The organism is Alteromonas sp. 76-1, assembly GCF_900654235.1.
Lineage (GTDB): Bacteria > Pseudomonadota > Gammaproteobacteria > Enterobacterales > Alteromonadaceae > Alteromonas > Alteromonas naphthalenivorans.
The window spans coordinates 3,480,504-3,504,445 of record NZ_LR136958.1 but is presented as its reverse complement, the minus strand read 5'-3'; the positions used below and the strand labels follow the sequence as shown (position 1 = coordinate 3,504,445).

At 43.5% G+C, this 23,942-nt stretch carries 18 protein-coding genes; 10 read left to right on the top strand and 8 right to left on the bottom strand.

The genetic code is table 11. The features are described from left to right. Nucleotides 1-29 precede the first annotated feature (29 nt). The 3 genes from ALT761_RS15120 (at nt 30) to ALT761_RS15110 (ending at nt 3,259) form a co-directional block, all read left to right on the top strand. Nucleotides 30-923 (top strand): EamA family transporter, encoded by an 894-nt coding sequence (locus tag ALT761_RS15120; RefSeq protein ID WP_129739807.1) that lies wholly within the window; start codon nt 30-32, stop codon nt 921-923. A gap of 14 nt (nt 924-937) precedes the next feature. Next, entirely contained in the window at nt 938-1,927 is a 990-nt protein-coding gene (locus ALT761_RS15115; protein ID WP_172602902.1) for a GlxA family transcriptional regulator, read from the top strand. A 159-nt stretch (nt 1,928-2,086) separates the two neighbouring features. Next, nucleotides 2,087-3,259, top strand: a complete 1,173-nt coding sequence (locus tag ALT761_RS15110; RefSeq protein ID WP_129739805.1) for a PQQ-dependent sugar dehydrogenase — start codon at nt 2,087-2,089, stop codon at nt 3,257-3,259. Nucleotides 3,260-3,413: 154 nt separating this feature from the next. Here ALT761_RS15110 and ALT761_RS15105 read toward each other — a convergent pair whose 3' ends face one another. From ALT761_RS15105 to ALT761_RS15095, 3 genes are all read right to left on the bottom strand, one after another. After that, nucleotides 3,414-3,956: an invasion associated locus B family protein gene (locus ALT761_RS15105; RefSeq protein ID WP_129739804.1), complete on the bottom strand. Its 543-nt coding sequence runs from the start codon at nt 3,954-3,956 to the stop codon at nt 3,414-3,416. A gap of 72 nt (nt 3,957-4,028) precedes the next feature. Then, nucleotides 4,029-5,261 (bottom strand): nidogen-like domain-containing protein, encoded by a 1,233-nt coding sequence (locus ALT761_RS15100; protein WP_129739803.1) that lies wholly within the window; start codon nt 5,259-5,261, stop codon nt 4,029-4,031. Nucleotides 5,262-5,533: 272 nt separating this feature from the next. After that, nucleotides 5,534-6,388, bottom strand: coding sequence for a PA4780 family RIO1-like protein kinase (locus ALT761_RS15095; RefSeq protein ID WP_129739802.1), 855 nt, complete (start codon nt 6,386-6,388; stop codon nt 5,534-5,536). 195 nt (nt 6,389-6,583) lie between these two features. On the opposite strand from ALT761_RS15095, the gene nhaC reads away from it, so the two are divergent. Together nhaC and ALT761_RS15085 are read left to right on the top strand one after the other, a co-directional pair. Continuing rightward, a complete protein-coding gene (gene nhaC, locus ALT761_RS15090; RefSeq protein WP_129739801.1) occupies nt 6,584-8,071 on the top strand; it encodes a Na+/H+ antiporter NhaC in 1,488 nt (495 codons plus the stop codon). Nucleotides 8,072-8,277: 206 nt separating this feature from the next. Continuing rightward, nucleotides 8,278-9,396 carry a zinc-binding dehydrogenase gene (locus ALT761_RS15085; RefSeq protein ID WP_129739800.1) on the top strand — a complete coding sequence of 373 codons (1,119 nt, stop codon included), beginning with the start codon at nt 8,278-8,280 and terminating at the stop codon, nt 9,394-9,396. Nucleotides 9,397-9,469: 73 nt separating this feature from the next. On the opposite strand, the gene ALT761_RS15080 is transcribed toward ALT761_RS15085, so the two are convergent. Next, entirely contained in the window at nt 9,470-10,144 is a 675-nt protein-coding gene (locus ALT761_RS15080) for a nitroreductase family protein (protein WP_129739799.1), read from the bottom strand. Nucleotides 10,145-10,552: 408 nt separating this feature from the next. On the opposite strand from ALT761_RS15080, the gene ALT761_RS15075 reads away from it, so the two are divergent. Beyond that, a complete protein-coding gene (locus ALT761_RS15075; RefSeq protein ID WP_129739798.1) occupies nt 10,553-10,894 on the top strand; it encodes a PBPRA1643 family SWIM/SEC-C metal-binding motif protein in 342 nt (113 codons plus the stop codon). A gap of 86 nt (nt 10,895-10,980) precedes the next feature. On the opposite strand, the gene ALT761_RS15070 is transcribed toward ALT761_RS15075, so the two are convergent. Beyond that, on the bottom strand, nt 10,981-12,828 hold the full coding sequence (locus ALT761_RS15070) for an alpha-amylase family glycosyl hydrolase (protein ID WP_129739797.1): 1,848 nt from the start codon (nt 12,826-12,828) through the stop codon (nt 10,981-10,983). Between the two features lie 385 nt (nt 12,829-13,213). On the opposite strand from ALT761_RS15070, the gene ALT761_RS20660 reads away from it, so the two are divergent. After that, nucleotides 13,214-13,357: a hypothetical protein gene (locus tag ALT761_RS20660; protein ID WP_172602825.1), complete on the top strand. Its 144-nt coding sequence runs from the start codon at nt 13,214-13,216 to the stop codon at nt 13,355-13,357. Here the strand turns inward: ALT761_RS20660 and ALT761_RS15065 are convergent. Further along, complete coding sequence (locus tag ALT761_RS15065; protein WP_232043472.1) at nt 13,350-13,772, bottom strand: hypothetical protein; 423 nt, start codon at nt 13,770-13,772, stop codon at nt 13,350-13,352. The genes ALT761_RS20660 and ALT761_RS15065 overlap by 8 nt on opposite strands. Then, nucleotides 13,772-15,454 (bottom strand): S41 family peptidase, encoded by a 1,683-nt coding sequence (locus ALT761_RS15060; protein WP_129739796.1) that lies wholly within the window; start codon nt 15,452-15,454, stop codon nt 13,772-13,774. Before ALT761_RS15060 ends, ALT761_RS15065 begins: the two co-directional genes overlap by 1 nt. A gap of 268 nt (nt 15,455-15,722) precedes the next feature. Between ALT761_RS15060 and ALT761_RS15055 the strand changes: the two genes are divergently transcribed. From ALT761_RS15055 to ALT761_RS15045, 3 genes are all read left to right on the top strand, one after another. Next, nucleotides 15,723-16,220 carry a M48 metallopeptidase family protein gene (locus tag ALT761_RS15055; protein ID WP_129739795.1) on the top strand — a complete coding sequence of 166 codons (498 nt, stop codon included), beginning with the start codon at nt 15,723-15,725 and terminating at the stop codon, nt 16,218-16,220. A 197-nt stretch (nt 16,221-16,417) separates the two neighbouring features. Beyond that, a complete protein-coding gene (locus tag ALT761_RS15050; protein WP_172602901.1) occupies nt 16,418-17,512 on the top strand; it encodes a YHYH protein in 1,095 nt (364 codons plus the stop codon). 93 nt (nt 17,513-17,605) lie between these two features. Further along, nucleotides 17,606-18,157, top strand: a complete 552-nt coding sequence (locus ALT761_RS15045; RefSeq protein WP_129739793.1) for a hypothetical protein — start codon at nt 17,606-17,608, stop codon at nt 18,155-18,157. Between the two features lie 62 nt (nt 18,158-18,219). Here ALT761_RS15045 and ALT761_RS15040 read toward each other — a convergent pair whose 3' ends face one another. Then, nucleotides 18,220-23,937 carry a response regulator gene (locus ALT761_RS15040; RefSeq protein ID WP_129739792.1) on the bottom strand — a complete coding sequence of 1,906 codons (5,718 nt, stop codon included), beginning with the start codon at nt 23,935-23,937 and terminating at the stop codon, nt 18,220-18,222. Between the last annotated feature and the right edge of the window lie 5 nt (nt 23,938-23,942).

Here is a 23,942-nt window from a genome sequence, read left to right as displayed (position 1 = left end):
TCAATAAACGGCAACGAAAAGGGAAGGGTATGTTAGGTAAAGATTTGTTGATCGCTATATTTATTGTGGTGATATGGGGCGTGAATTTCGTTGCAATTGCTTGGGGGTTAGAAGGTATGCCTCCTTTATTAATGGGCGGTTTACGCTTCCTGTTAGTGGCTTCGGTGGGTGCTTTATTTTTCAAACGACCCAACACCCCATTTATATGGTGGGTGGCCTATGCTGTACCTATTAGCTTTCTGCAATTTGCATTTTTATTTTCAGCTATGGCCTATGGGATGCCCGCAGGGTTAGCGTCGCTTGCGTTGCAAGCACAGGCGTTGTTCACCATGATTTTTGCTATGTTTTTTCTAAAAGAATCAATAAAGAATTATCAAGTGTGGGCCTTTTTTATTGCCGCGTTTGGCTTAACTTTTATTGCACTAAGTAAAGACGACCATAGCATCACAGCCCTAGGGTTCGGTTTAACCATGGCAGGCGCAGCAAGCTGGGCTTTGGGTAATATTAGTGCTAGAAGCATTAGCAATCGAGGCTTTAATTCGAACGTTAACTTAGTGGTTTGGAGCGCATGGGTACCGCCTATTCCATTTTTCATCGGCAGTTATTTTATAGAAGGGCCCGAGCAAATTATCACAAGTTTAAGTGGGTTTAGTTGGGTGTCGTTTGGCGCGTTACTGTATCTGGCGGTTGGGGCCACTATTACGGGATATGGGCTTTGGAGCTATTTATTAACTCGCTACCCAGCTGGCCAAATTGCGCCGTTGTCGTTAGGCGTTCCCGTTGTAGGGTTAAGCTCTGCTGCACTCATGCTGGGTGAAAGTATTACGCCTATGCAGTGGCTGGGTATTATTTTGGTATTGTTTGGCCTGCTACTTAATACCTTTGGTGGTCGCTTTCGCCGTAAAGTGGTAGTGAATGTGTGATGGGTGAGTTTAAGATGGCTGAATCTGCAGGCACTTTTGATACTGGCGTGATTCCAAATGCCGACACTGAAACAATTCCCATCTACATAGTATTGCTTCCAGAGCTTTTAATGTTAGATGTGGTAGGTCCCGCAGAGGTTTTTGCCTATGCAAATCGCTACGGGAAAGCCCATTTTACACTGCATTTTGTTGGCCCGCAGACTTCGCTTAAAAACTCCCTTGGTATGAAGTTGTCGGTAGACCCTCTGCCAACTATCGTTGAACCAAATGCTTGGCTATTAGTGACCGGCATGGTGGGTAATGAAATTAAGCTTGATACGCCTGTGATGCAAAAAGTATGTGGGTGGTTGGCACAACACCAATTTGCCAAAGTGATCAGTGTTTGTGCGGGGGCGTTGGTGTTGGCGAAAGCGGGGTTGCTAAATAATAAAAAATGCACCACACACTTTATGCACTGCAACGAGTTATCTGCTTTACTTACCGCTAAGCAAGTACTTGAAAACCGCTTGTTCGTGCAAGATGACAATGTATATACCAGTGCTGGCGTATCAGCTGGAATTGATTTAGCGCTTCACTTGGTACAACAGCAAATCGGCCCCCAAGTATCGGCAAAGATAGCCAGACAAATGGTGCTTTTTATTCGCCGAGGTATGCAAGATCCTAGTTTGTCACCGTATCTGGAGCACAGAAACCATTTACAGCAAAGAATTCATAGAATTCAAGATAAGATTCAGCAAGACCCTGCTAAAAGTTGGAGCGTAGACGAACTGGCTGACTTAGGGCATTGCAGTAAACGCCACTTTGCACGCCTATTTAAAGACAGCACCGGCATTACCAGTAAAGAGTATATTTACAAGTTGCGATTAAGTTTGGCCCAGCAGCTTTTGCAGCATTCGCCGTTGCAGGTAGAAGAAATCGCCCAGAGGTGTGGATTTGAAGACTCAAGGCAGTTCAGGCGCCTTTGGGCCAGATACCACAATAGCCCGCCATCATCCTATCGATAGAGTGATGACGAGCTGTGAAAAAAGGTAAAATTAGCTGATGTTAGCGCAAGTGAGCCGTACCCAATAAACACGCGTAAACATCGTTATTAATCATCATTTGCGTGCCACATTTAGGTGTGACAAGTATTACGCGAACCTTTTACAAGGTTAAAAACGACCATGCGAAAACCTAACACGAGACAAAAACTGACTCTTCTTTTTACCATACTAACCACCTCCTTCGTTGCGTCGGCTCAGTCTGACTTTCCAACTCAAATCGACATGAAAGGCAGTAAGGGCACTATGCTTGTGGGAGAAGCCATAACGTCATTCGAAAATCCTTGGGCAATGGCATTTCTACCTGATGGGCATAGTTTAGTAACAGAAAAGGCTGGCACGCTATGGTTGCTTAATAAAAACCAGCAGAAACGCTTTGCAGTAACGGGTACTCCAAACGTTACACCGCGAGGGCAAGGTGGCTTGGGCGATGTCATTGTTCACCCTGAATTTAAAACGAATAGCACCATCTACATTTCCTACATAGAGCGCGATCCTAAAGACGATGCCTACAGCGGGGCAGTGATTGAGCGCGCAACACTAAATATTTCTGATAGCGGTGCAAATTTGTCTGACAGAGAAGTTATTTGGCATCAATCACCGAAAGTAACCGGAAACGGGCACTATTCACATCGTATGGCGTTTTCGCCGGACGGCTACTTGTTTATTACGTCAGGAGACAGGCAGAAATTTACGCCAGCGCAAAACATGGCGATGAACTTGGGAAAAATTTTGCGCTTAAATGCAGATGGAAGCGTGCCACAGGATAATCCATTTTATGGCAACGGTAGCGTGACAGAGCAAATATGGACGCTAGGGCACCGTAACCCATTGGGTATTGATTTCGACGAACAGGGAAATTTATGGTCCCATGAAATGGGCCCCCGTCATGGTGATGAGCTTAATATTATTGAAAAAGCGCGTAACTATGGCTACCCCGTTGTTTCGCAAGGCGACCATTATTCCGGTGTTAAAATACCGAACCACGAAGATTACCCTATTTATAAAGCGCCAGAAAATGCGTGGGTACCTGCCATAAGCCCAGCGGGTTTTATTATTTATAAGGGTGACATGTACAAAGATTGGAAAGGTAATGGCTTCATAGGCGGGTTGTCTTCAGAAGCGTTAGTGCGGGTTACTTTCAGTCAAGACGGTCAAAAGTGGAATGTGGAAGAGGCGGAACGTTACGAATGGGGTAAACGGGTTCGTGAGGTGGAACAAGATAACAAGGGCAACATATATGTACTTGAAGACAAAGAAGGTGGCCGCTTAATAAAACTTCAGCCCAATAATTAACAGGTGAAAGCGTATTAGGTTAAATAGAAAGAGCATAAAAAAGCCCGAATAAATCGGGCTTTGATTACCTACCAATCCGTTAAAATGGGTAGCGGGCTTCAGGCCTCTAAAATCTAGATCTTTCGTGTTAATCCCACTTCTCATTTGCTATTAATTACCTGTGGGTTAGTAATTTTTCGTAGACCTGCGTGAAGCCACTAAGAGAAAAGGGGAGTGTTGTTTGTTCATTTTCTGCATTCATAAAAGCAACCACAAAGCGCGTGCCCTTTTTAAGCTCTGCTAGCATGATATCGTCTATAACAATGTTGGTTTCGCACACTTTAGTGTCACACTGCTGAATGCTAACTCGAACCGGCTTTCCGTCATCTATTTTTATTCCTAAACCGAACTCTTTCTTTGCAGTGTTGCTAAATCTTAGAGTAAGAATAGGTTGTTTTTGTGCCGAAAGTGCAATGTTTATAGCTGCTACAACGCCGGCCTTTTTATTGTTGCGAGCAATCAATACTTGGCTAATGAAACAATGCTTGTCTTCGCATTGATAGCTCCACCTTTCTGAAACACTGTTCTTCGAAGGCATTGGGGCATCAGTTGATGTAGAGCTTGAGTTGGGGGAAGTTTGTGCCCCAGCGTTTAGGGTGAAGATGAGAAAGAGGGCGGCTAATGTCGCAACTTTGATTTGCGATAATATGTAACTCATTGACAATTTCCAGGGTAAAAAGAAGGGGCTGTAAAGCCCCAAAAAATGCAAATAATATAAACTGCTAGCAGTTTATTTAGTTTTCTTACGAGCGCGGATGGCGAATAATCCAAAAGCTGTTAGCAGAACGAAAAACATTCTTGGTTCGCTTACCGATGTAGGTTCAGCAACAAACTCAGTGATAGGTGTTTGCGTCATAACCACATCGCCAGATTCAACAAATGATAAACCGGTAACAAATGCCAATGCATCGTCTGGGTCAATCATGTTCGTAGTGTCGATACCCAAAACACGAAACTCAGTCACGCCGTCAGGACCAAAGAAGTACTCTTCTTGGGCTGTAAGGTTATCGGTGAACTCCCAACCAGAGGCGCCCATCAACCATAATTCGTAATCAGCATCAAAGCCCGTTGGCAAAATAACCGAGGCTATTTCTGGACCAGACTCCACCACGTAGTCGTATCCAATCGCTACGTCAGGGTCGATAAAAACCACTTCATTGTCTGAAATACTAAACTCGAATTCCCAACTGCCATCAACATCATCTGAAGGCATGAAAGGGTCAAGCTCAGTTCCTGCACCTTCGCTACCAGTTGGCGCTGTGGCTAGCGTTACTTCACCGTTACGAACAGAGTATGCCCATATACCGTCCTCGCCTACATTTGAGGAATTAACGAGTTCTAATATCGCTTCTGAATCACTACCAGGTAACGCAATAAATTGTTCGTCAGTTAGAGATACCCCGGCTCTAGATTGACCCCAAGTAATTGAATCAAATGAGATCCCTTCATCGCGGTATGAAAGCTCGTCGTAGCGAAATTCGATATCAACATCACCAACGAGGCCTGTCTCGTCAGAGCGGTCGATGATTAATGCTTGAAAGGTATTTTGACGATTGATTTCATCGTCGCCGTTATAAAATGCATCTGTGCTCATGTCTAGCCAAGTAACGGCGACAACACCCTCTGACGGTGAGCCAATATAGGTGTCACCGCAGCTCCAGCAGTCGTAGTTTCCCGATGCAAAAAAAGGCGTTAGGGACGCTATAGCAGGCTCTAAGTCTGAAAGCTCACTGCTATATAAATCGATGCCCCCGTTTGTAAATGCGCTAAATGTGTCAAAGTTTACTCCATCAATATTTACATCGAAAGGGAGGTCGAACGTAGGAGAAAACTCGGAAAAAGTTTGGTCGGAACCATAGCCAGCTTCGCCTCCCATGCCCGAGATAATAACGTCAGCGTGAGTTTGCAAGGAGAACGCGGCAAAAGAGAGGGACGCAGCAAGAAGTGTGTTCTTAAATTTCATTATAAATTATATCCTTATAGATAGTTTCTTATTTTTATTAAACGCATAGCGCGGCAGGCTAAAGCTAAATCCATGCCAATTGCTAACCATTTGATTTGTATAATAAAGTTTTGGTGGGTGGTTTTTGTTGTAACGAAGTTGTAAGCAATTCTGACAGTGTAAGCTACTGATTGTATTAAATTTGATCAGTTCTTTAGGGTGGGGCAATGATGTCGGAGTACTTTATATGAACGAATAGCGGGCAAAAAGTACTCTGAACTCATTTTTGTTTGTTAATCATCATCCGAAAAATTAATACGCGCTAACCGTTCTTGCTCTTCATCAGCAGCTGCTTGTATTTCTTCAAGAATGGCGTCTACGTCAGCATCTTCACTGTCATCTTCAAACTCACCGGTAAGGACAGAATTAGGCGTTAAGTTAGCCTCTTCAAACAGTGCCCACATTTCCTTGGCGTAGTTAGTATTCAATAGCTCAGGGGCAAAGTCACCGTAGTAACGACGAATGTTATTAACGTCGCGAGCAAACATGGCTTCAGCACTGTTGTTGGCTGAGGCATTCACCGCTTGTGGCAAATCGATAATCACAGGGCCTTTGTCATCAACAAGAACGTTAAACTCAGACAAGTCGCCGTGAATAATACCCGCGCAAAGCATTAGCATAATATTGTGCATCATGAGTTTATGCTGGGCTATTGCTTCTTCTTTGCTAAAGCTCACATGCCCTAATTGGGGGGCTACATCGCCGTGTTCATCAGACACCAGCTCCATCAGCAGCACGCCGTCAATGCAACAGTATGTATCTGGTACACGCACACCGGCTTCATTTAAACGTGATAGGGCATCAACCTCTGCAGTTTGCCAAATCTCTTCTTCTATTTGGCGTCCGTAGCTAGAACGTTTGCCCATGGCGCGTGCTTGTCGGCCACCTCGCACTTTGCGACCTTCTTGATACTGTGCCGCTTTTTTAAAGCTACGTTTAACCGCATCTTTATAAACCTTTGCGCAACGAACGTGTTCACCACAGCGAACCACAAAAACATCGGCTTCTTTACCGCTCATTAAGCGGCTTAGTACTTCGTCAATTAAACCATCATCGACGAGAGGTTGTAGGCGTTTAGGTATTTTCACTCAGTGCCTGCTAAATGGTGTTGGGTTTTCATCATTGTTGATAAAGGTGCTCTATGTTTATTTAATTTGCTTAACTAGTATACCAGTGTTGAAAACTAAGAGCAGTGAAGTAGAGGCAATTTTTTCTAGCCGATCTGTTATGGGCTAATATCCGTAACGAAATAAGGAATGGATTTCTAAATAACGGACATTGACATGAATAACAAGCAACCTGTCACACCCAGTTTGTTACTTGCTTTAACCCCTGTGGTGCTAACCCTTATTATCTTAGGTACCCAGATATTCTACTTTGGCGTATTCGAACCACACATTCCGCTCACTATTGGGCTAGCGTTAACCAGTTTAGTCGGCATGTATTTAGGCCTCACTTGGGTAGATATCCGAGAAGGTATTTTCCACGTGGTTCATGTTGCTTTACCATCGGTGTCGGTCCTCATTACCGTTGGCATGATTATAGGTGTTTGGATAGCTAGCGGAACCGTTCCCACCATTATCTACTATGGGCTAAAAGCCCTTTCTCCCGAAATCTTCTTGGCTGCTGGCATGATTATATGTGCAGTAGTTTCTGTTTCCTTAGGGACCAGTTGGGGAAGTGTCGGTACTGTTGGGTTAGCATTAATGGGTATTGGCGAGGGCTTCGATATTCCTATGTACTGGACGGCCGGAGCGGTAGTATCTGGCGCTTTCTTTGGCGATAAAGTCTCGCCCTTATCTGACACCACAAATTTAGCCCCCGCGGTGACGGGAACCGATGTGTTTTCTCATATCAAAAATATGATGGCGACCACAATACCGGCCATGTTAATCGCGTTAGTCATTTACATAGCCGTTGGCTTTTTTGTTATCGACACGCAAAGCGTTTCATTTGAAAAAATTTCGGGAATTACTAACGCGCTACAAGATAACTTTTATATCTCTCCTTGGGCACTGTTACCTGCTGTTGTTGTAATGGCGCTGGCACTTAAGAAATGTCCGCCATTGCCCTCGTTATTCGCTGGTGTTGTAGTGGGTAGTGCAATGGCAATGATTACCCAAGGGCAGAACTTACAGTCGATTTTTGATTTTGCCAATAACGGGTACTCGATTGAAACCGGTATTGCAGAGATAGACGGTTTATTAAACCGCGGTGGTATTCAGTCTATGATGTGGACTATTTCGCTTGTTCTTATTGCACTAGGCTTTGGTGGCGCGCTTGAAACCACAGGGTGTTTGCGAAGTATTATTAATGCAATAAAAAGCAAAGCAACCACATTTGCAGGCACACAAACTGCCGCAGTTGGAACTGCATTTGCGACTAATTTAGTAGCTGGTGACCCCTATTTATCTGTGGCGTTACCTGGGCGTATGTACTCGCCGGTATACCGAGGAATGGGCTATTCGACCTTGAACCTTGCCAGAGGCATCGAAGAGGGGGGCACGTTGATGTCGCCACTTATTCCATGGAATGCGGGCGGAGCATTCGTGATCACTGCACTGGGGTTAGGCGTATCTGGCGATAATCTTGAAAACCTTCTGTATATTCCTTTGGCCTTTGCCTGCTGGACCGCGCCATTAATCGGCATTTTCTATGCCTATACAGGGTTATATTCACCTAAAGCAAGTGATGAAGAGCGAGAGCGTTGGAAGAGTTCCGGCGAAGCAATTGCAGAATTTAACGAAGATGGATCGCCCAAGACGGATTAAATAAGACCGCAAATAGCGGGGCTCAAATAATGGGGGCGAAATCATGGGGTCAGAGTACTTTTCGTGTAAAACGTACTCTGTCCCTTTTTTAGTTTTCTATAACTCATCTGCAACTATATATATTACCAATATAAATATTACTGATGTTAACGTCATGTTAGCTTAGCTCACACGTAGATCTTGATTAACATAGCGAGACAACCAAAATGAATAAATCCAAACAGCTTTTTACGCTTATCAAATCAGAAGGCGAACTAGAGGTATCTATCAAAGAGGTAGATGTTCCAGAGCCTAAGTCACACGAAGTGATAGTTCGTATGGAAGCTTCACCAATTAACCCTTCTGATATGTGGCCCATGTTCGGGCCAGCCAGTCTTGATAAAGCCACCTTTGATGCCAGCAAAAATGCCTTAGTTGCACCGGTACATAAATCGATGTTGATGCGCATTAAGTCGCGCCTTGATCAAACGTTACCTATTGGGAATGAAGGCGCGGGAACCGTTGTTGGGGCAGGCGACAGCCCTGAAGCTCAGGCACTAATGGGTAAAACCGTTTCTATTCTAACTGGCGCAGCTTACACCGAATATGCATGTGTTCCAGCTCAAGCATGTTTGCCGCACATGGAAAGTACAACGGCGCAACAAGCCGCGTCTTCGTTTGTAAACCCGTTGACTGCACTGGGTATGGTAGAAACCATGCGTATGGAAGGCCATAAAGCTTTAGTACATACCGCAGCTGCATCTAACTTGGGCCAAATGCTAAACAAAATCTGCTTAGAAGAAGGCGTTGATTTGGTTAACATTGTGCGTAGTCAGCAACAGGTAGATATTCTTAAAGACTTAGGCGCTAAAATTGTGCTTGATTCTACTAGCGAGAATTTCAAAACAGAGCTTTACCACGCTATTGATAAAACAGGCGCGACGTTAGCGTTTGATGCTATTGGCGGCGGCGAGTTAGTAAGCGACATTCTTACCATGATGGAAGCGTCTGGCAGTAAAGATGCCAAAGGCTTCAACACCTATGGTTCAGACAGCAACAAGCAAGTGTATATATACGGCGGCCTAGATTTCTCTCCAACTATACTAAATCGAGCTTTCGGTATGACATGGGGAATTGGTGGCTGGTTGCTTATGCGCTTCCTAGGCAAACTAGATAAAAAGCGTGTAGGCGCACTTTATCAGAAAGTTGCCTCTGAAATTAACACTACTTTTGCGTCTTCGTACACCAAAGAATTAAGCCTTGAAGAAGCGCTACAGCCTGAAAATGTAGCTTTATACAATGCTAAGAAAACCGGTGAAAAGTACTTAATCGTTCCTAATAAGTAAGTAATAAAGGGCGAAATAATGGGGGGCGGAGTCAATTAATCGTAAAAGTACTCTGACCCCATTTTTTATTTCATCAAAGAAAGCTGGCGATGCTTTCAAGTGGCTTTTTCTGCTTGGCATGAGCTGGAATAGTGGCTTCAGCTGCGGGATAGCCGGCAATAATTAGCATATAAGCCCGTTCGTTTTCTGGACGGTTGCATACTTGCGTTAAAAAGTTCATGGGCTTTGGTGTGTGGGTTAAGGTAGCCAAACCCGCATTGTGCAAGGCAATGATCAGCATTCCAACCGCAATGCCTACCGATTCATGAACGTAGTAATTCTGACGCTTGTCTCCGCTTTCTGTTTCACCAGACTTTTGGCTGAATACGGCAATAAGCCAAGGTGCCAATTCTAAATAGGGTTTACTTGAGTCTGTGCCCAGCGGTTTAAGGTCTTGTAGCCACTGCTCCCCAGCGCGTCCTTCATAAAATCCACGCTCATGGGCTTCCGCCTGTTCCCTTACTTTTTGCTTTACCGTGGTAGAGTTAATTGCTGCGAAATGCCAAGGCTGGTGGTTGGCGCCACTCGGCGCAGTGCCCGCCGTTAATAGGCAATTTTCAATCACCTTTTTGTCTACCGGCCTGTCGCTAAATTGGCGAATGCTGTGCCTGCGTTGCATAGTTTGCAGAAAGTCAGCGCTGCGCGACATCATTTCATTTTCTGGGTATTCAACAAAGTCATCTAGTGGCGAGTGGTCGTGTGGTTGCATTATGTAGTCTCATTTCTAGAATTAATGGGGCAAAATATATTAGCTGAGCACATTAACCGAATACGTGAGATGAGTACATTAGCCAGCGTCTTTTAGCGAAGTAATCTTACTCGTAAGCTTTGTTGGGAAAAGTACTCTGACCTTTTTTCATTCTAAAGGCTACGTTAATCTCAAGTAGATTGTGTGTGTGCTTTGCACTTGTAGTAGAATAGGCATAAGCAGACCATCACACTAATCTTTGTTATTTACGGTTTCTGATTCAACCTAAATCTCTGATAGGCAACGCCTGTAAGTAAAGCTTTCCCCCCTGTCTTTATATCTCTTATCCAAGACTCAGGTTGATTAGCTAATTTTTGTGACGGTTTAAAGATAATACCTACCTTCTATTTTTAATATTTGGAACACCAAATGTCAGATAAATTTTTTTTTAAAGGTCGTAAAGACGCCCGTCAAACGACCTTAACATACGGTTATGAAAGAAACGCTAGCCGTATTGCAGGCAGTAAAAAATACCCGCTAAAACTAGTGGTAACCAATGAAGCTCGAAAGCAAGAAGTAGACGCATTAGTGGCTGAAGCTGGTTTGTATGCAGATATTACCGTTGATACAAAGGAAGGCGCGGTAGAATCTATACAAGAATTAACCGTGCTGCTGAATAAAAAGGGCACTGTAACCGTAGAAAAAGTCCCTGCACGTAACGACCCGTGTACCTGCGGTAGCGGTAAAAAATATAAGAAGTGCTGTGGCTAGCGCTAAACCATATTAATGGGGGCAGAGTACATTATTGCTTTGTCTAAAAAGTACTCTGACCCCATTTTTAAGTTTCTTGTAGTGCGTTAGCCATTGTTAATGGTTAGGCTGAAAATTAAGACCTGATAGGCTTCCAGGTAAAGCGTGGCGTTACTATTTCTTTCATGATCATTATCTCCCTCATGATCATCATGTTCTTCACCAGCGGTATCATCTAAAAACGAAAAGTCGCTTGGCTCGTGATATCCCCCGTACCAATTAAAAATACAATGCCATTGAGCTTTGTTTAGGTTGGGTATTTCGTAATTATCGTGTGCTTGATTCTTGAAGTTTATGACAATCATTACCTTGTCGTTTCCGGCTTGGTTTGTATTATCATCACCGTTATCGCCTCGGATGTAGGCCAGCACGCCATTGTCATTATCGAAGTGGGTCACTGTTACTTCATTACTATGTAAGCTTGGGCTACCCTTGCGTAACGCGATTAAGGCTTTGTAGGCTTTGTGTAACTGCGGAAAATTCTGTTCTCTCGACCAATCTAGAGGGTCCATATCATCAAACCAGAGATCTTCTAGCAACTCTTGGCCTTGGAATAACATGGGTATACCAGGCGCTGTGAGGGTAAGTGCTGCAGCTATCACTGAACGTTGACGAGCGAAGTAGTCTTTATCCACGTTACCAGGTGCTATTTCTTCTGCTAAACGTGCGCTGCCGTTTGCCACTTCATCATGGGATTCCACGTAAATCACGCGGCGAAAAGGGTCTTCGGAGTATTGCTGCCTAAGCGCTTCTTGGACGGTAGCAATATCTCTATTCTCGTCATCTGGCTGGGTTAAAACATCACGTATTGGATGGACAAAGTGTGCATCCCATTGTGCCGTGTAGCCAAGCCCACCGTCTTCTGTGGAATTGGTGACGAAGTCATTTCCGTGAAGGTCTTCGGCAACGACAATTTTTTCTGGGTGACGTTGCTGTATTTCGCTGTTTATCCAGCGAATTAAATCATAAGCCTCTTCAATGGAGTCTTCAGGGGTTTCTGAACCAGATACAGAACGCATATAAGGGATCATGTCCATACGCAAGCCATCTAGTCTGTATTCATCTAGCCACATCATTGCATTATCAAAAATGTATTGGCGGACTTCTGGTCGGCCATAATCCGGTCTTGTATCACCCCACGGGGTGTCACTACGCCAGTCATTATAAAAGTAAATACCGCCTTTGTTGTTTTCAGACCAGCCATCGAATTGCCAAAGGTGAAGATCACTTGGTCCAAAGTGGTTGTAGACTACATCTAATACTACTGCGATACCCCGTGCATGAGCTTCGCGAACAAAGTCTTTCAAGCCATTTGGTCCACCGTAAGCTTCTTCAACCGCAAACGGGTAGGCAGGGTTGTAACCCCAGCTGAAGTCACCTGCAAATTCATTAACGGGCATCAATTCAATACAGTTGATACCGAGTTCTGCAAGGTAATCTAACTTTTCAATAGCACTATCAAATGTGCCAGGCTTATTCGGCGTTCCATTTTCGTCTCTTTCTTTGCAGTTAAATGTGCCTATGTGCAGTTCATAAATAACCAGCGACTTTTTGTCTGGCATAGAGAAGGTATCATCAGGCCAATGATAGTCATCATCATAAACAATTGAGGCTCCGACACTGTTGGTAAGCAATCGAGCCCTAGGGTCGTTGCGCTTTAATACGTCGCCAGATTCGGTAGTAATAAGAAATTGGTATTGCTGATTGTTTTTCAGTTCTGGTACGTTTGCAGCCCATATCCCACCGTCTTCTTTAGATAGCGCAAGGCCGTCATCGCTCCAGTCGTCAAATTCTCCATGTATGGATACGCTAGCCGCATGCGGCGCCCAAACACAAACTTTGTAGCCTTTATCTAACTTGCTTAAACCCATAGGAGGGGGATTTTGCTGTGGCATTTGAGCTCTCAGTAGAGTTGCAATATGAAACCATCATTAAGCGTAAAACGCGCCAAAACAGCATCTATAGATAAATAAAAACCAGTGCCTGTCTGAAAGCCACGAACTTTGCCCGCTGTGGTTAACTTTTCTCCTCGTTTAAGTGCCATCCAAACCATTTTGAATTCGCAAAGTAGAGAGTAGGAAATAAGTAATTTTTGCAATTTCACGGTAAATTTGTCAGCACTATATGTATGACGCCACCGTTTCGTGTTTACTTAAATTCGCTTAATTAAGGGGGGGGCTGTTGAGTATTCCCAACAGCTTCTATCGGTAATTTCTTTTAAGGGAATGAGTATCGTAATTCTTATTTTATAACTGAAGTTAGTCCGAGTTCGTTAACCTAATGCTCAACGCTCATATGGCAATGGGTATAGTCGGTGTTGTCATCGCTGCAATTTTGTCTTTTGTTGGGCCAATCTATACACAAGACAGCCCCATGATGACCACACTAGCGCTTTCGATAATGGGGGCGGAGTACGTTATTTAAGTCTGCAAGTCACACCAGAAAGCGTTTCGGTCTCACCAGTTTGGTTGTTACGCAATACGCAGTTCTTGCCATCAGTCAGTAAAGTAAAGGTAAACGCAGGATTATTGTGCCTTCCCTCAACAGGTAACCTTCGCTCATCCATATGCGCTTTACGCTCAATGCTGACCTGGGAAGACTCAGAAAATACATCGTTGGCAAGGGTAATTTTCACCCCGCCAAACCAACTGCTTATTTTGCTCTCAATTTGCTGTTTTTGCGCTAAGTTCAAGTTGCTAGCATAAGCTTCAACCAAGTCGCTTTCTTTTGTTACTGAGGTCATCGCGCATCCACTTGCGAAAGCCAGAGGAAAGGCACATAAACCAATAGCAATCTTAAAAAGCGGTTTCTTGAAAGTCGCAACCTCAAGAAACGCCATTACTGGCGCTCCTCAATAACAGGCTCATTAATTTTATTGTGCAAAATTAACGTTTCTCTTTGTGTTTTGGGGTTGTCGATGGCTAGCAACGTGCTTTGTTGAGTACTTTCCTGAGTGCTTGCCAACGCACTTGACGCATTATCTTTGTCAGGCGAAACTCCTGCTAAGCCTTCCGTTGAAGTCACTACTGGGCAGTTGCCCGTTGCAGAGTATTCTATAGCGGTAGCCAACATGCCTTCTTCGGGGCTGCCTAGCGCTGCGGTAAAGTCGTCTTCTACATTACAGCCGGGTAGCTCAAAATCGAAGTTGGGTGAGTCTGTTGGTATAAAGCCGTCGGCATAATCACCGAACCCTTTATTATTTACGCCTTGGAATTGAATAGTAAAATAGGTTTCGCCGCAGTTGTCGGTAGGGTAAAAACCATAGGGTTTGCCACAGGTAGTTTGCCCTATTTGAACCACCTCTACATCAATACCCCGCAATGCGTTCATTACCGCTTCACTGGCAGAGCACGTTGAACCCGTGGTTATCACGTAAACACGTGTAAGCGACAAACTAGGTAACAAGGTGCTGGTTAGTACGCCTGCATTGTAGTCTATTTCATTGCTATAAAATGGGGTTGCTTGTACCGTGCCGCCGGTTATTGGGTTTGTTGTACCGCTCTTATCATTAAAGCGGGTGGTTTCGAAAATAGCGTTATTAGTTTGGCTAGGGCCTGCTACCATATAGGAAACTTGTGAAGCCAGAGCCAAAAGGCCTCCACCGTTGTAACGTAAGTCTATAACCAGTTCAGTTACATTCTCATCTACGAATAAATCAAACGCATCGATAAGGCCATCTTGGGCTGTGCGAATAAAGGTATTGAATTGAAAGTAGCCTGTTTTGCCATTTTCAGTATCTAGCACGTTTACGTTTTGCACAGGCGTTACGCTGACATCGGCTGATGTAATGTCTACAGCCAGAGAACTACCATCAATAAGTTCAAATTCGAAATTGGTAATAGTGCCCGCGCTTTCAGGAAATAGCGCCGCATTAAGGGCATCAACACCAGATTGGGTATTGTCGTTCACGAAGTCGATACCATTAACCGTAATCAATGAAGCGCCGCGAGGTACATTGGCCAATGCAGCAGGAGAATCAGGTTCAGTAAAGCGAACCACAAGCTCTCGAGGGGAAGTGTTAGCAACAAATTCCCAGTCAAAGCCGTAACCTGAAGAGACGCCCGTTTGGGTTAGTTCATTATATTCAGCGGTATCTTGAGAAAAGTGAAAATTATCTTTAGCTGTTCCGCTAGGGGTTAATTCGTTGGTTTTTAACTGATCGAAGTAGGCTATTACCGAAAAGTTATCTGGGTTGTTGTCATCAACTTCGTCGTACCAAAGATAGGTGTCGTTAGTCCATGAACGTAGCCAAAGCTTTTCTTCTAATGCTGAGCCTTGTGAATCAGGGTAAGCACTGCCTGTGAAGGGATCTATCCCTGTTCTTGGTGATTCACATTGCGCGATAAAAGTAGATTGTGATTCATACACACCTGGCTCCCAAGAAGGGTCGTTACTAACTGGTGGTGTAGTAGTTACTGGTGTGGTGGTATTGCCACCTCCGCCACCGCCTCCACAACCACTTAGAATGGCAACAGTTACTGCTAGAGCAACACCAGTACATTTACGCGCGTTTATCAGCATAGATTTTCCTGATCTAGTCGGCCAACAAAACGCAGGCCATAAAATTAAATAAATATTGCCACATCAAGATACACCTGACTACATAGCAACTTTAAATTAATGTATCGGGTCGGGCTTTATAGAGAAGCAGTCAATAAACAGGGACAGAGAAACCGGAAGATAGACAAATAGAAAAACGAAACAGGTAAAAAGTAACTAATCTTCTGAAAAATGCTTAAGTCCCACTTTTGAATTCCTTTATAATTGTGCGTACTAAGGAGAAAGTGAAGTGAGTGAATACGCACGATATTTTAATGGCTACCCCAAAACTGTTGTTGAGCAAGCGCTGCAACTAATAGCCGAGAATAAGTTAAGCCATTACCTCGTTAAAAAGTACCCCAATGCGCATACTATAACGACCGACAAGTTACTTTATAATTACGCAACCGACTTAAAAAAGCGTTATGTGAAAAATGCGCCACCTTTTGGGCGGGCGGCATTTAAAAAGCAAGGAGATATGGTCACAAATGCGTTGGGTACACATACCTATCGTATGCAGGGTAAAACGCGCAAGCATGACTTAGCCATTAACAGCGACTTATTGCACGCCCCCGAGCCTTTATTAAAAGCGTTAGTGGTACATGAACTCGCTCACTTTAAAGAAAAAGACCATAACAAAGGTTTCTATCAACTTTGCTGTTATATTGAGCCGCAATACCATCAGTTAGAATTAGATTTGCGATTGTTTTGCGTTGCCGTTGCTATGGGCGAAAATCCTTACCGATAAGTGCTAACGCCAGAATGCCGCTATGGTGGAGGTATTTATCCGCCAGTGCCGCCTTCATACCTTACTAACGCACCGCTCATTTATGTGCATCACAGCACTGACGAAATGTGCAATTACTGTGAAGTTTTCCTTTCATACTCCCAAAACAAAAAAATTAGGCATAACATCTCATTATGGGAATTAAAAGGTTTGCCAATATGCATAGTGTTAAATGGTTTCTAATTGCGTTCATATTCTCTGTAACCTTAGTGGGTTGTGGTGGGTCAAGTGACGATACAAGTGTTGTAGATGAGGTCAGTGTCGATGATGATACTCAAGATGATTCTGCAGACGACACAGTGGATGACGAGATAACTACGTACTACAACGTTGATTTATTTACCGTATTACCACTTACCGAGTACGAAGTGAGCTGTACCCTTGAAAACGGCAGCGAAACCACCTGTTACGAGCTAACCTTTGCAGCCAATACCGTGGGTGATACCGAAGGTGAGGGGACCGTTGGGCCTTATTGCCCCGATTCCATTTCTACCCCTAGAATTGAAGCCGGTTTAGGCGTTTACGACGGTGAAACCAATCCAGGCTTTCAGTCGCTCGTTGATGCGGCGCAAGGAATGGACGCAGACGGCTACGATATTGTTGATGAAGATGGGAATATTCGCTCCGGTGGCGGTGGCGACTTCAGTTACTGTTTGTCTATGGCTTTCGATTCAAGTTTAACAGTAACCTATTTAATTCCCGTTACCCCAGAATTTCGCTCTGAAGCCTATTATATTCCTACCGTTGGCAGTATCGGTTTAGGTATTAATGGTATTCCAATTAAAGGTGATCCGCCTAGTGTTACGACTGCTGAAGCCGGCATTGGTGGCACGGGTAGCGGAAATATCCCCGCGTTAGATCATTGCGGTGGCCATGCCGATCCTGCCGGATATTATCATTGGCACTTTATTCCTCAATCTATCAATACGGTGTTCGATGCAGCAGAATACAACTTCACAAATCTGTACGGCATTAGTTGTACCAATACTTATATTGAATATGAAGATCACGCGGCATTTGCCGGCTTAGCGAAAGACGGTTTTCCTATCTACGCCGCTTACGATTTGATTGACGGCACCAATACCCTTCCTGCTGAGGTTGCCACTACTGATGAGTGTAACGGTCATACTCATGCCACGGAAGAGTTCCCAGATGGGGCATACCACTACCATGCCTTAGAAACAGGGGCGCCGACGGTACCGGTCTGTTTGATGGGAAGTTACGTCGATAGAAACGATTTTACAGTTCAATGACCATGACTGTTCAATCGCCATCACTGTTTAAAACCTAAAGGTTGATGTCTTATGCGTTTAAATATATTGGCATAAGGCTTATGGGTACTGCATATGCGTAAAAAATTTAAATTTATCTTATTGGTTTGTGTATTGATGTTTTCAGGCGTAAGTAATGCGCACGATAGTAATATTGCCACTTTTCAAATTCGCCATTTAGATGATGGCCGCTGGATATATGAAGTGATGACGCCATTGTACGGTATAGACCAGTCTCTTATTGCTAGCAGTAGCAATAAAGCTAAGCTCAAGGCAATACCAAAAGGCAGCACCGCTTATAAACAACGTTTAGTGGCCCACATTAAACAAGCCTTTGATGTGAAGGCTTTGAGCCGAGGTGAAAAAACGCAAGAAGTGACCACAAGCCAACTGCGTTTGGGCGAGGGTAAAATAAAACTCGATGATCATTTGTCGGTGTTTATCTTTGAAATTCTCGGCATGCCAGAAAATGTCACACAGCTGAAGTTTCGTATTAGCAACATGGCTAACAACGACTCGCAGAACAATATTTTACGATTGATAGATGGCGCAAAGAACAAGAAGTACTTGTTGAACCATAAAAACAATTTTAGTGGGGTAGATAAAGGCTTCTTTTTCGCGCCTTAGTGCTTTTTAAAACGGGTTTAGCCGCAGCAAGTTATCCTTAGCTTACTTGCAAGCCAAAGCGGCTAAACCATTTTAAGCAGAGCGTTGGCATGGGTGGTAGCAGCTTCAAAGTCGTATCGTCTTAACGCTTTTTCTATACTTTCCAACTCATTCATCACATTCGGCGATAAGCCTTTTGAGTTTCTTATTAACTCCATTACAACGTCTACTGCTTCGGTATCGTAATCGTCTAGTAAGTCGAGCAGCTCAATCAACGTAGCTTTCAATGTTTTTGCATTTAAAGCATCGCTTTCAGTTGATTCAGTCGAACTCAATAGCGTATGAGCTGATTCTATAGATGACACCACAAGCGCTAAGCTATTTAACATATTTGCGATTGCGTTTTCGGTGTTTACGTTAGCGTTTACGTAGTTATTTTGACTAATGTCTTCATTGGTTTGGTTGTCATCTATTAAATCTGCATTGAGCTCTTGCTCCAGAAGCGTTACGTCGTGATAAAGCGCTTGCGCCCCAATACTGCCAGCTAATCCCTTCAGTGTGTGAATTTCGCGCGCTTTCTCGTTAGCATCATCTGTATCATTTAGCGTGCTTAGACTTTGAGTAAAGTTTGAGTATTTTTCGGCAAATTTTAATAGGTGCTTTTTATAAAGAGTTACATTGTTGTTTGACGATAGAAGCCCTTTTCTGATGTCGATACCATTGAGTGCTTTGACCGGAAAATCAATGTGTTCAACGTTAGCAGTTTCCCTAATAGGAATATCCAGAGATGGCGTGAGAAACTGCGCCAGAGTGTTATACATTGCCGTTATATTTATGGGTTTTGCAATATGCGCATTCATACCACAGGCACTTACTTTTGCAATATCGTCAGCCATGACATTAGCTGTCATCGCAATAATAGGTATATGCTGGTACTTAGGTTGTTTGCGGATTTCTCTAGTTGCCGTATAGCCATCCATCACCGGCATTTGGCAGTCCATCAAAATACCATCAAATGTGTGATCTTCGAGGAGCGATAACGCAACTTGACCGTTTTCAGCAAGAGTTGTATTAACGCCTACGGCTTTAAGTAGCTCACAGGCTAATTCTTGATTCATCTCGTTATCTTCGACCAAAAGCAAATGAAGACCGCTGAGTAGTTTGAAAAATGACCCGTTATCTGTTGTGTTTTTTAAGCTGTTTTTTGAGACCTTACTTAAGCCTACGCAGTCTGATATGGTCTCTAATAGGGTAGATGCTGTAACCGGCTTGGTTAATGTGTTGTCAATATCAAGTTGATTGGTTTGTGCCTGTATATCTTCACTGTTAAACGCAGTTACCATTATAATTTTTGGCTGATGGTTAATCGAAGTATTGCCACGAATATTGGCAACGGTTTCTAATCCATCCATTTCTGGCATTTTCCAATCCATCAGAATTAAGTCAAATGGTTGTATATGCTGGTGTTGCTCAAGTAGCGTTAATGCTTCTTTTCCACTACTGACCACATTATGCCGAATTCCAAAGCTTGAAAGTTGGCTATGTAATACTTCTCTTGCCGTCTCACTATCGTCTACAACCAAAATATTTAAGTGAGAATTTACATCGTAATCCAGTCGTTTTTTATCACTTTCTCTATAACCAAGGTTCACGGTAAAAAAGAACTGGCTACCTTTGTCTATTGCCGATTCTACCCATATTTTTCCGCCCATTAACTCGACAAGGTCTTTGGATATTGCTAATCCCAAACCAGTGCCTCCATATTTGCGAGTAATAGATGAGTCAGCTTGACTGAACGATTGAAACAACTTGGCCTTTTGTTCAGGCGTCATTCCTATACCGTTGTCAGACACACAAAATTCGATACAGCTGTGCTTTTTGTTAGCGGTGGCTAGTTTTACGCTAATTATTATTTCGCCGTTCGCATTGGAGAACTTAACAGCGTTGTTGCCCAAATTGAGTAGAATCTGGCCTAATCTTAGCGGGTCACCAATAAACGTTTTAGGCACATCATTAGCAATATCAAAATACAGCTCTATTTCTTTTTCGTCTGCTTTAAACGAAATAGCATTCGCCATATTTTGCAGTACTTCATCAAGTTCAAACGGAATATGTTCGATGTCTAAACGGCCGGCTTCAATCTTCGAGAAATCGAGAATGTCGTTAATAATACCCAGCAGCAACTCGGCACTTCTATTTACCTTTTCTATGTAATTCTGTTGTTTATGATTTAACTCGGTTTGCAGTGCTAGATGACTCATTCCAATAATGGCATTCATTGGTGTACGAATCTCATGCGACATGTTTGATAGAAAGTCTGACTTTGCCTGGGTGGCGCTTTCGGCCTTTTCTTTAGCTTCTTTTAAGGCGGTTTCCATTGCTTTTGCCGTATTTACATCGAGGTGAATTCCAAACACCTTAAGAGAGTGAGTTTCGCTATGTTCTTGTACGGCGCGGCCAACACTCAGCACCCATTTATAGCTACTATCAGCGCATTTTATTCGGTACTCACAGCGATAGTCATGAGTTTCATTACGAAGATGTTTTGTCAATTCAGCTTCGCATCTGTCTTTATCTTCTGGGTGAATTAACTGCGTGAGAAAATTAGTATTAGTACCGTATTGCTGGACTAGTTCGTCAATGGTGTATCCCAACATTGATGCCCATACACTGTTCGTAATTAGCGAATCCTCTTCAGGATCCCATTCCCATGTGCCGGCATTTGCACCTGTCATGGCCAGTTCTAAACGTTGCTCAGCTTCTGCGAGTTCTTTGAACGACAAACTGTTAGAAATAGCTACTGAGGCAAAACTTGAAGCTATGCGAAAAATATTGATTTGCGATGTATCAAAGGCTTTCGTCACGTTAGCATGTATTGCTACTACGCCTAGTAAGGTATTCCCTGCCATCAGTGGTTGGCATACGGCAGATTGTGTCTGCTCGCCGTTGAAACATGAAGAAGGATCTAAACTGAATTGCTCCCAGTGCTCAGGTTTTTGTGCAATAAACTCTTTTTTATTATTTATTGTCCACGCAATGGGGTCATCAGATTGCTTAGTATTTATAGACGCGGGTTGTAATCGTTGCCCATCACTCATGGTGAAAATGAAACTTACGTGTTGAGATTGTGGGTGATATAAACCCACCATAAAACTACTGGCTTGAAGCGCTTTATCTAATTGGCGATAGAGTAACTTCGCAATACTTTCGGTATCAGTTGTGGCGGCAAGGTCGCGGCCCACGTCACCTAAGACAAATATATCTTGTGTTCTTCTTTCTACCTGGGTAGATAAATATCGCTCGGTCGCATAATGCTGTTTCACGCGATTCCAGTAAAACGTATAAGCAAGAAGTAACAGGGCCAGTGGCGCTAATAGTTTGAACCATAATGTTTGATACCACAAAGGGGGCACAATTAAGGTTAATGTCTTTGGTTCAAGGTTCCATGTGCCATGATTATTACTTCCAATGACTTCAAAGATATAAGTATCAGGTTGCATGCGAGCAAACGAGACCGTATAGCGGTCGGTGATGTCGCCCCAGTTATCGTAGTAGTTTACTAAGCGGGTTCGGTACTGGTTATCCTCACTTGCATGGTAGTCTAGAGCTGCAAAGGTAATAGTTAGTTGCTTATAGTCATTAGGAAGCACAAGCGAATCAGGTACGGGAAATATCTCTTCGCCATCTATTTCTACACCGGTAATAGCGATAGGGGGGATCACATCGTTAGCGCTAACCGCATTGGGGTTGAAGCCCGTTAGTCCATCTATGCTGCCAAAGTAAATAAAGCCGTCAGAAGCGAGCATTGCTGAGCGGGGAAGAAAAGTATTGCTATGAAGTCCATCGTTAGTAGTAAAATATTGAAATACGCTGTTTTCGGGATTTAGTCTATAAATACCTTTTGCGGTAGCTAGCCATAATAAGCCTTTACTGTCCTGCACTATAGACAATACGGCGAAGCCCACACCATCGATGTCTAAACTGATAGTTTCAAATTGGTCGGTAGACGGTGTATATTTTTCTAAACCTCGGTTAGTGGCGAACCAGATGGTATCGCCATTGGCTTGTAGGGCAGCGTTTATATGGTTGCTATTTAAGGTGTTGTTTTTGTCATTTGCGTCATAGTTGGTGACTAAGCCAGTCGAAGGAACAATTTTAAATAGGCCCTCACCTTGTGTGCCCACCCAAGCATTGTTTTGTTTATCTACAAAGGTAAATTCAGCATCAACTTCATCAAGGTAATGCTGCACATCGTTAGTTTTCGGGTTCCACCGTATAACATGACGATACTTAGCCAAAATTAGCCATAGCCATCCTTCGGCGTCGTATTCCACCCATTCTACCGTATTGTTGAGGCCTCCAGCCCAATCCAGAGAGATTTCTTCTAAGTTACTCGATGGTGTGGCTAAATAGTAAAGTCCAAAATCAGTACCAAGGTATAAGCCGTTATTGTCGTCATAGCTCATGCTATCAATACGGAGTCGGTTTAGATTATTTAAATTTTCTTCAGACATTTGCGGCGTGAACTTACCTATACCGTCAAAATTGACCAAACTTCTGCCGGTACCCAACCACATTTCACCATTAGGTTTTTGTGCCATTGAAATTATCTGAGAAAAAAGTCCAGATAACATTTGGTCACTGAGTATGTCCGTCCACCCCTGAAATCGAGAAGGTTTTAAAAACACTTTTTTTATGCCTGAATAACGCGTAGCTGCCCAGAGCAGGCCTGACGATTCAACCATAACTTGGCGAACATCGCGATTATCTAAAAGCGCCCAGTCACCATTTTCGGCGGCAGGCTCAAAGCTTGCTTTTCGTGTATTGAACTTAAAAATACCGGCGAATGTTGAAAGCAACAATGTGTCTTCATAGGGGGTTATTTTTGTAATACTAGGGATGGTGCCAGGGGGAAATTCCATTGGGTAATAGCGGTTCGTTTTTGGATAAAAGCGACCAAAACTATTACGGGTAGCCAGCCACATATGGCCTTTTTTGTTGATATAAACCGCTCTTACTTCGGGGTGGTCTAATCCGTCTGGTGTATCACCAAATCGTTCAAAACTATTTGATGCGTGCGACTTTCTATACAGCCCTTCAGACGTACCCACCCAGATATTGCCGTCTGGATCCTCAGCAATACTCCAAACTCGATCGTGCCCAATCGTTGAAATGTCGTTTGGTGAATTCACAAACCGAACAAACGTATTATCTGCTTCATTAAAGAGGTTTAAACCGCCACCATTGGTGCCTACCCATATTTGGCCAGAGCGTGACTCAAACAGGGATTGAATTTTATTCCCGCCTAAAGACGATGGGTTAGCATCGTCTTGTACATAGTGTCTAAAGTTTTGGGTTTTTCGCTGATATAGGTTTAAGCCGCCCCCCCATGTTCCTATCCATAACCTGTTTTGACTATCGATTAACATGGTGCCAACACTGTTATTAGACAGTGAAGTTGGTGCATTCTTATCATGTCGAAAGGATGTGAATTTATAGCCGTCGTATCGTTTTATTCCATCTGCTGTGCCGAACCAGATAAACCCTTCATCGTCTTTTACTACGTCATACACTTGAGGGTTGAGTAGCCCATCATGAAGAGATAGGCTTTCAACTTTTTGCTGGGCATAAACCGGTAGTAAAACGCAGTACAATAAAAAGAAGATAGGCATAAGCCAAAAGCGAATAGTCTGTCTATGGCAGCCAGAATGATGGGTAAACTGTTTACGAAAAAGTATGGTAGCGAAAAGGAAGAAGCTCGACAAAAAATTGCTGATAAACGTAAAAGCGGAGGCGAGCATCAATT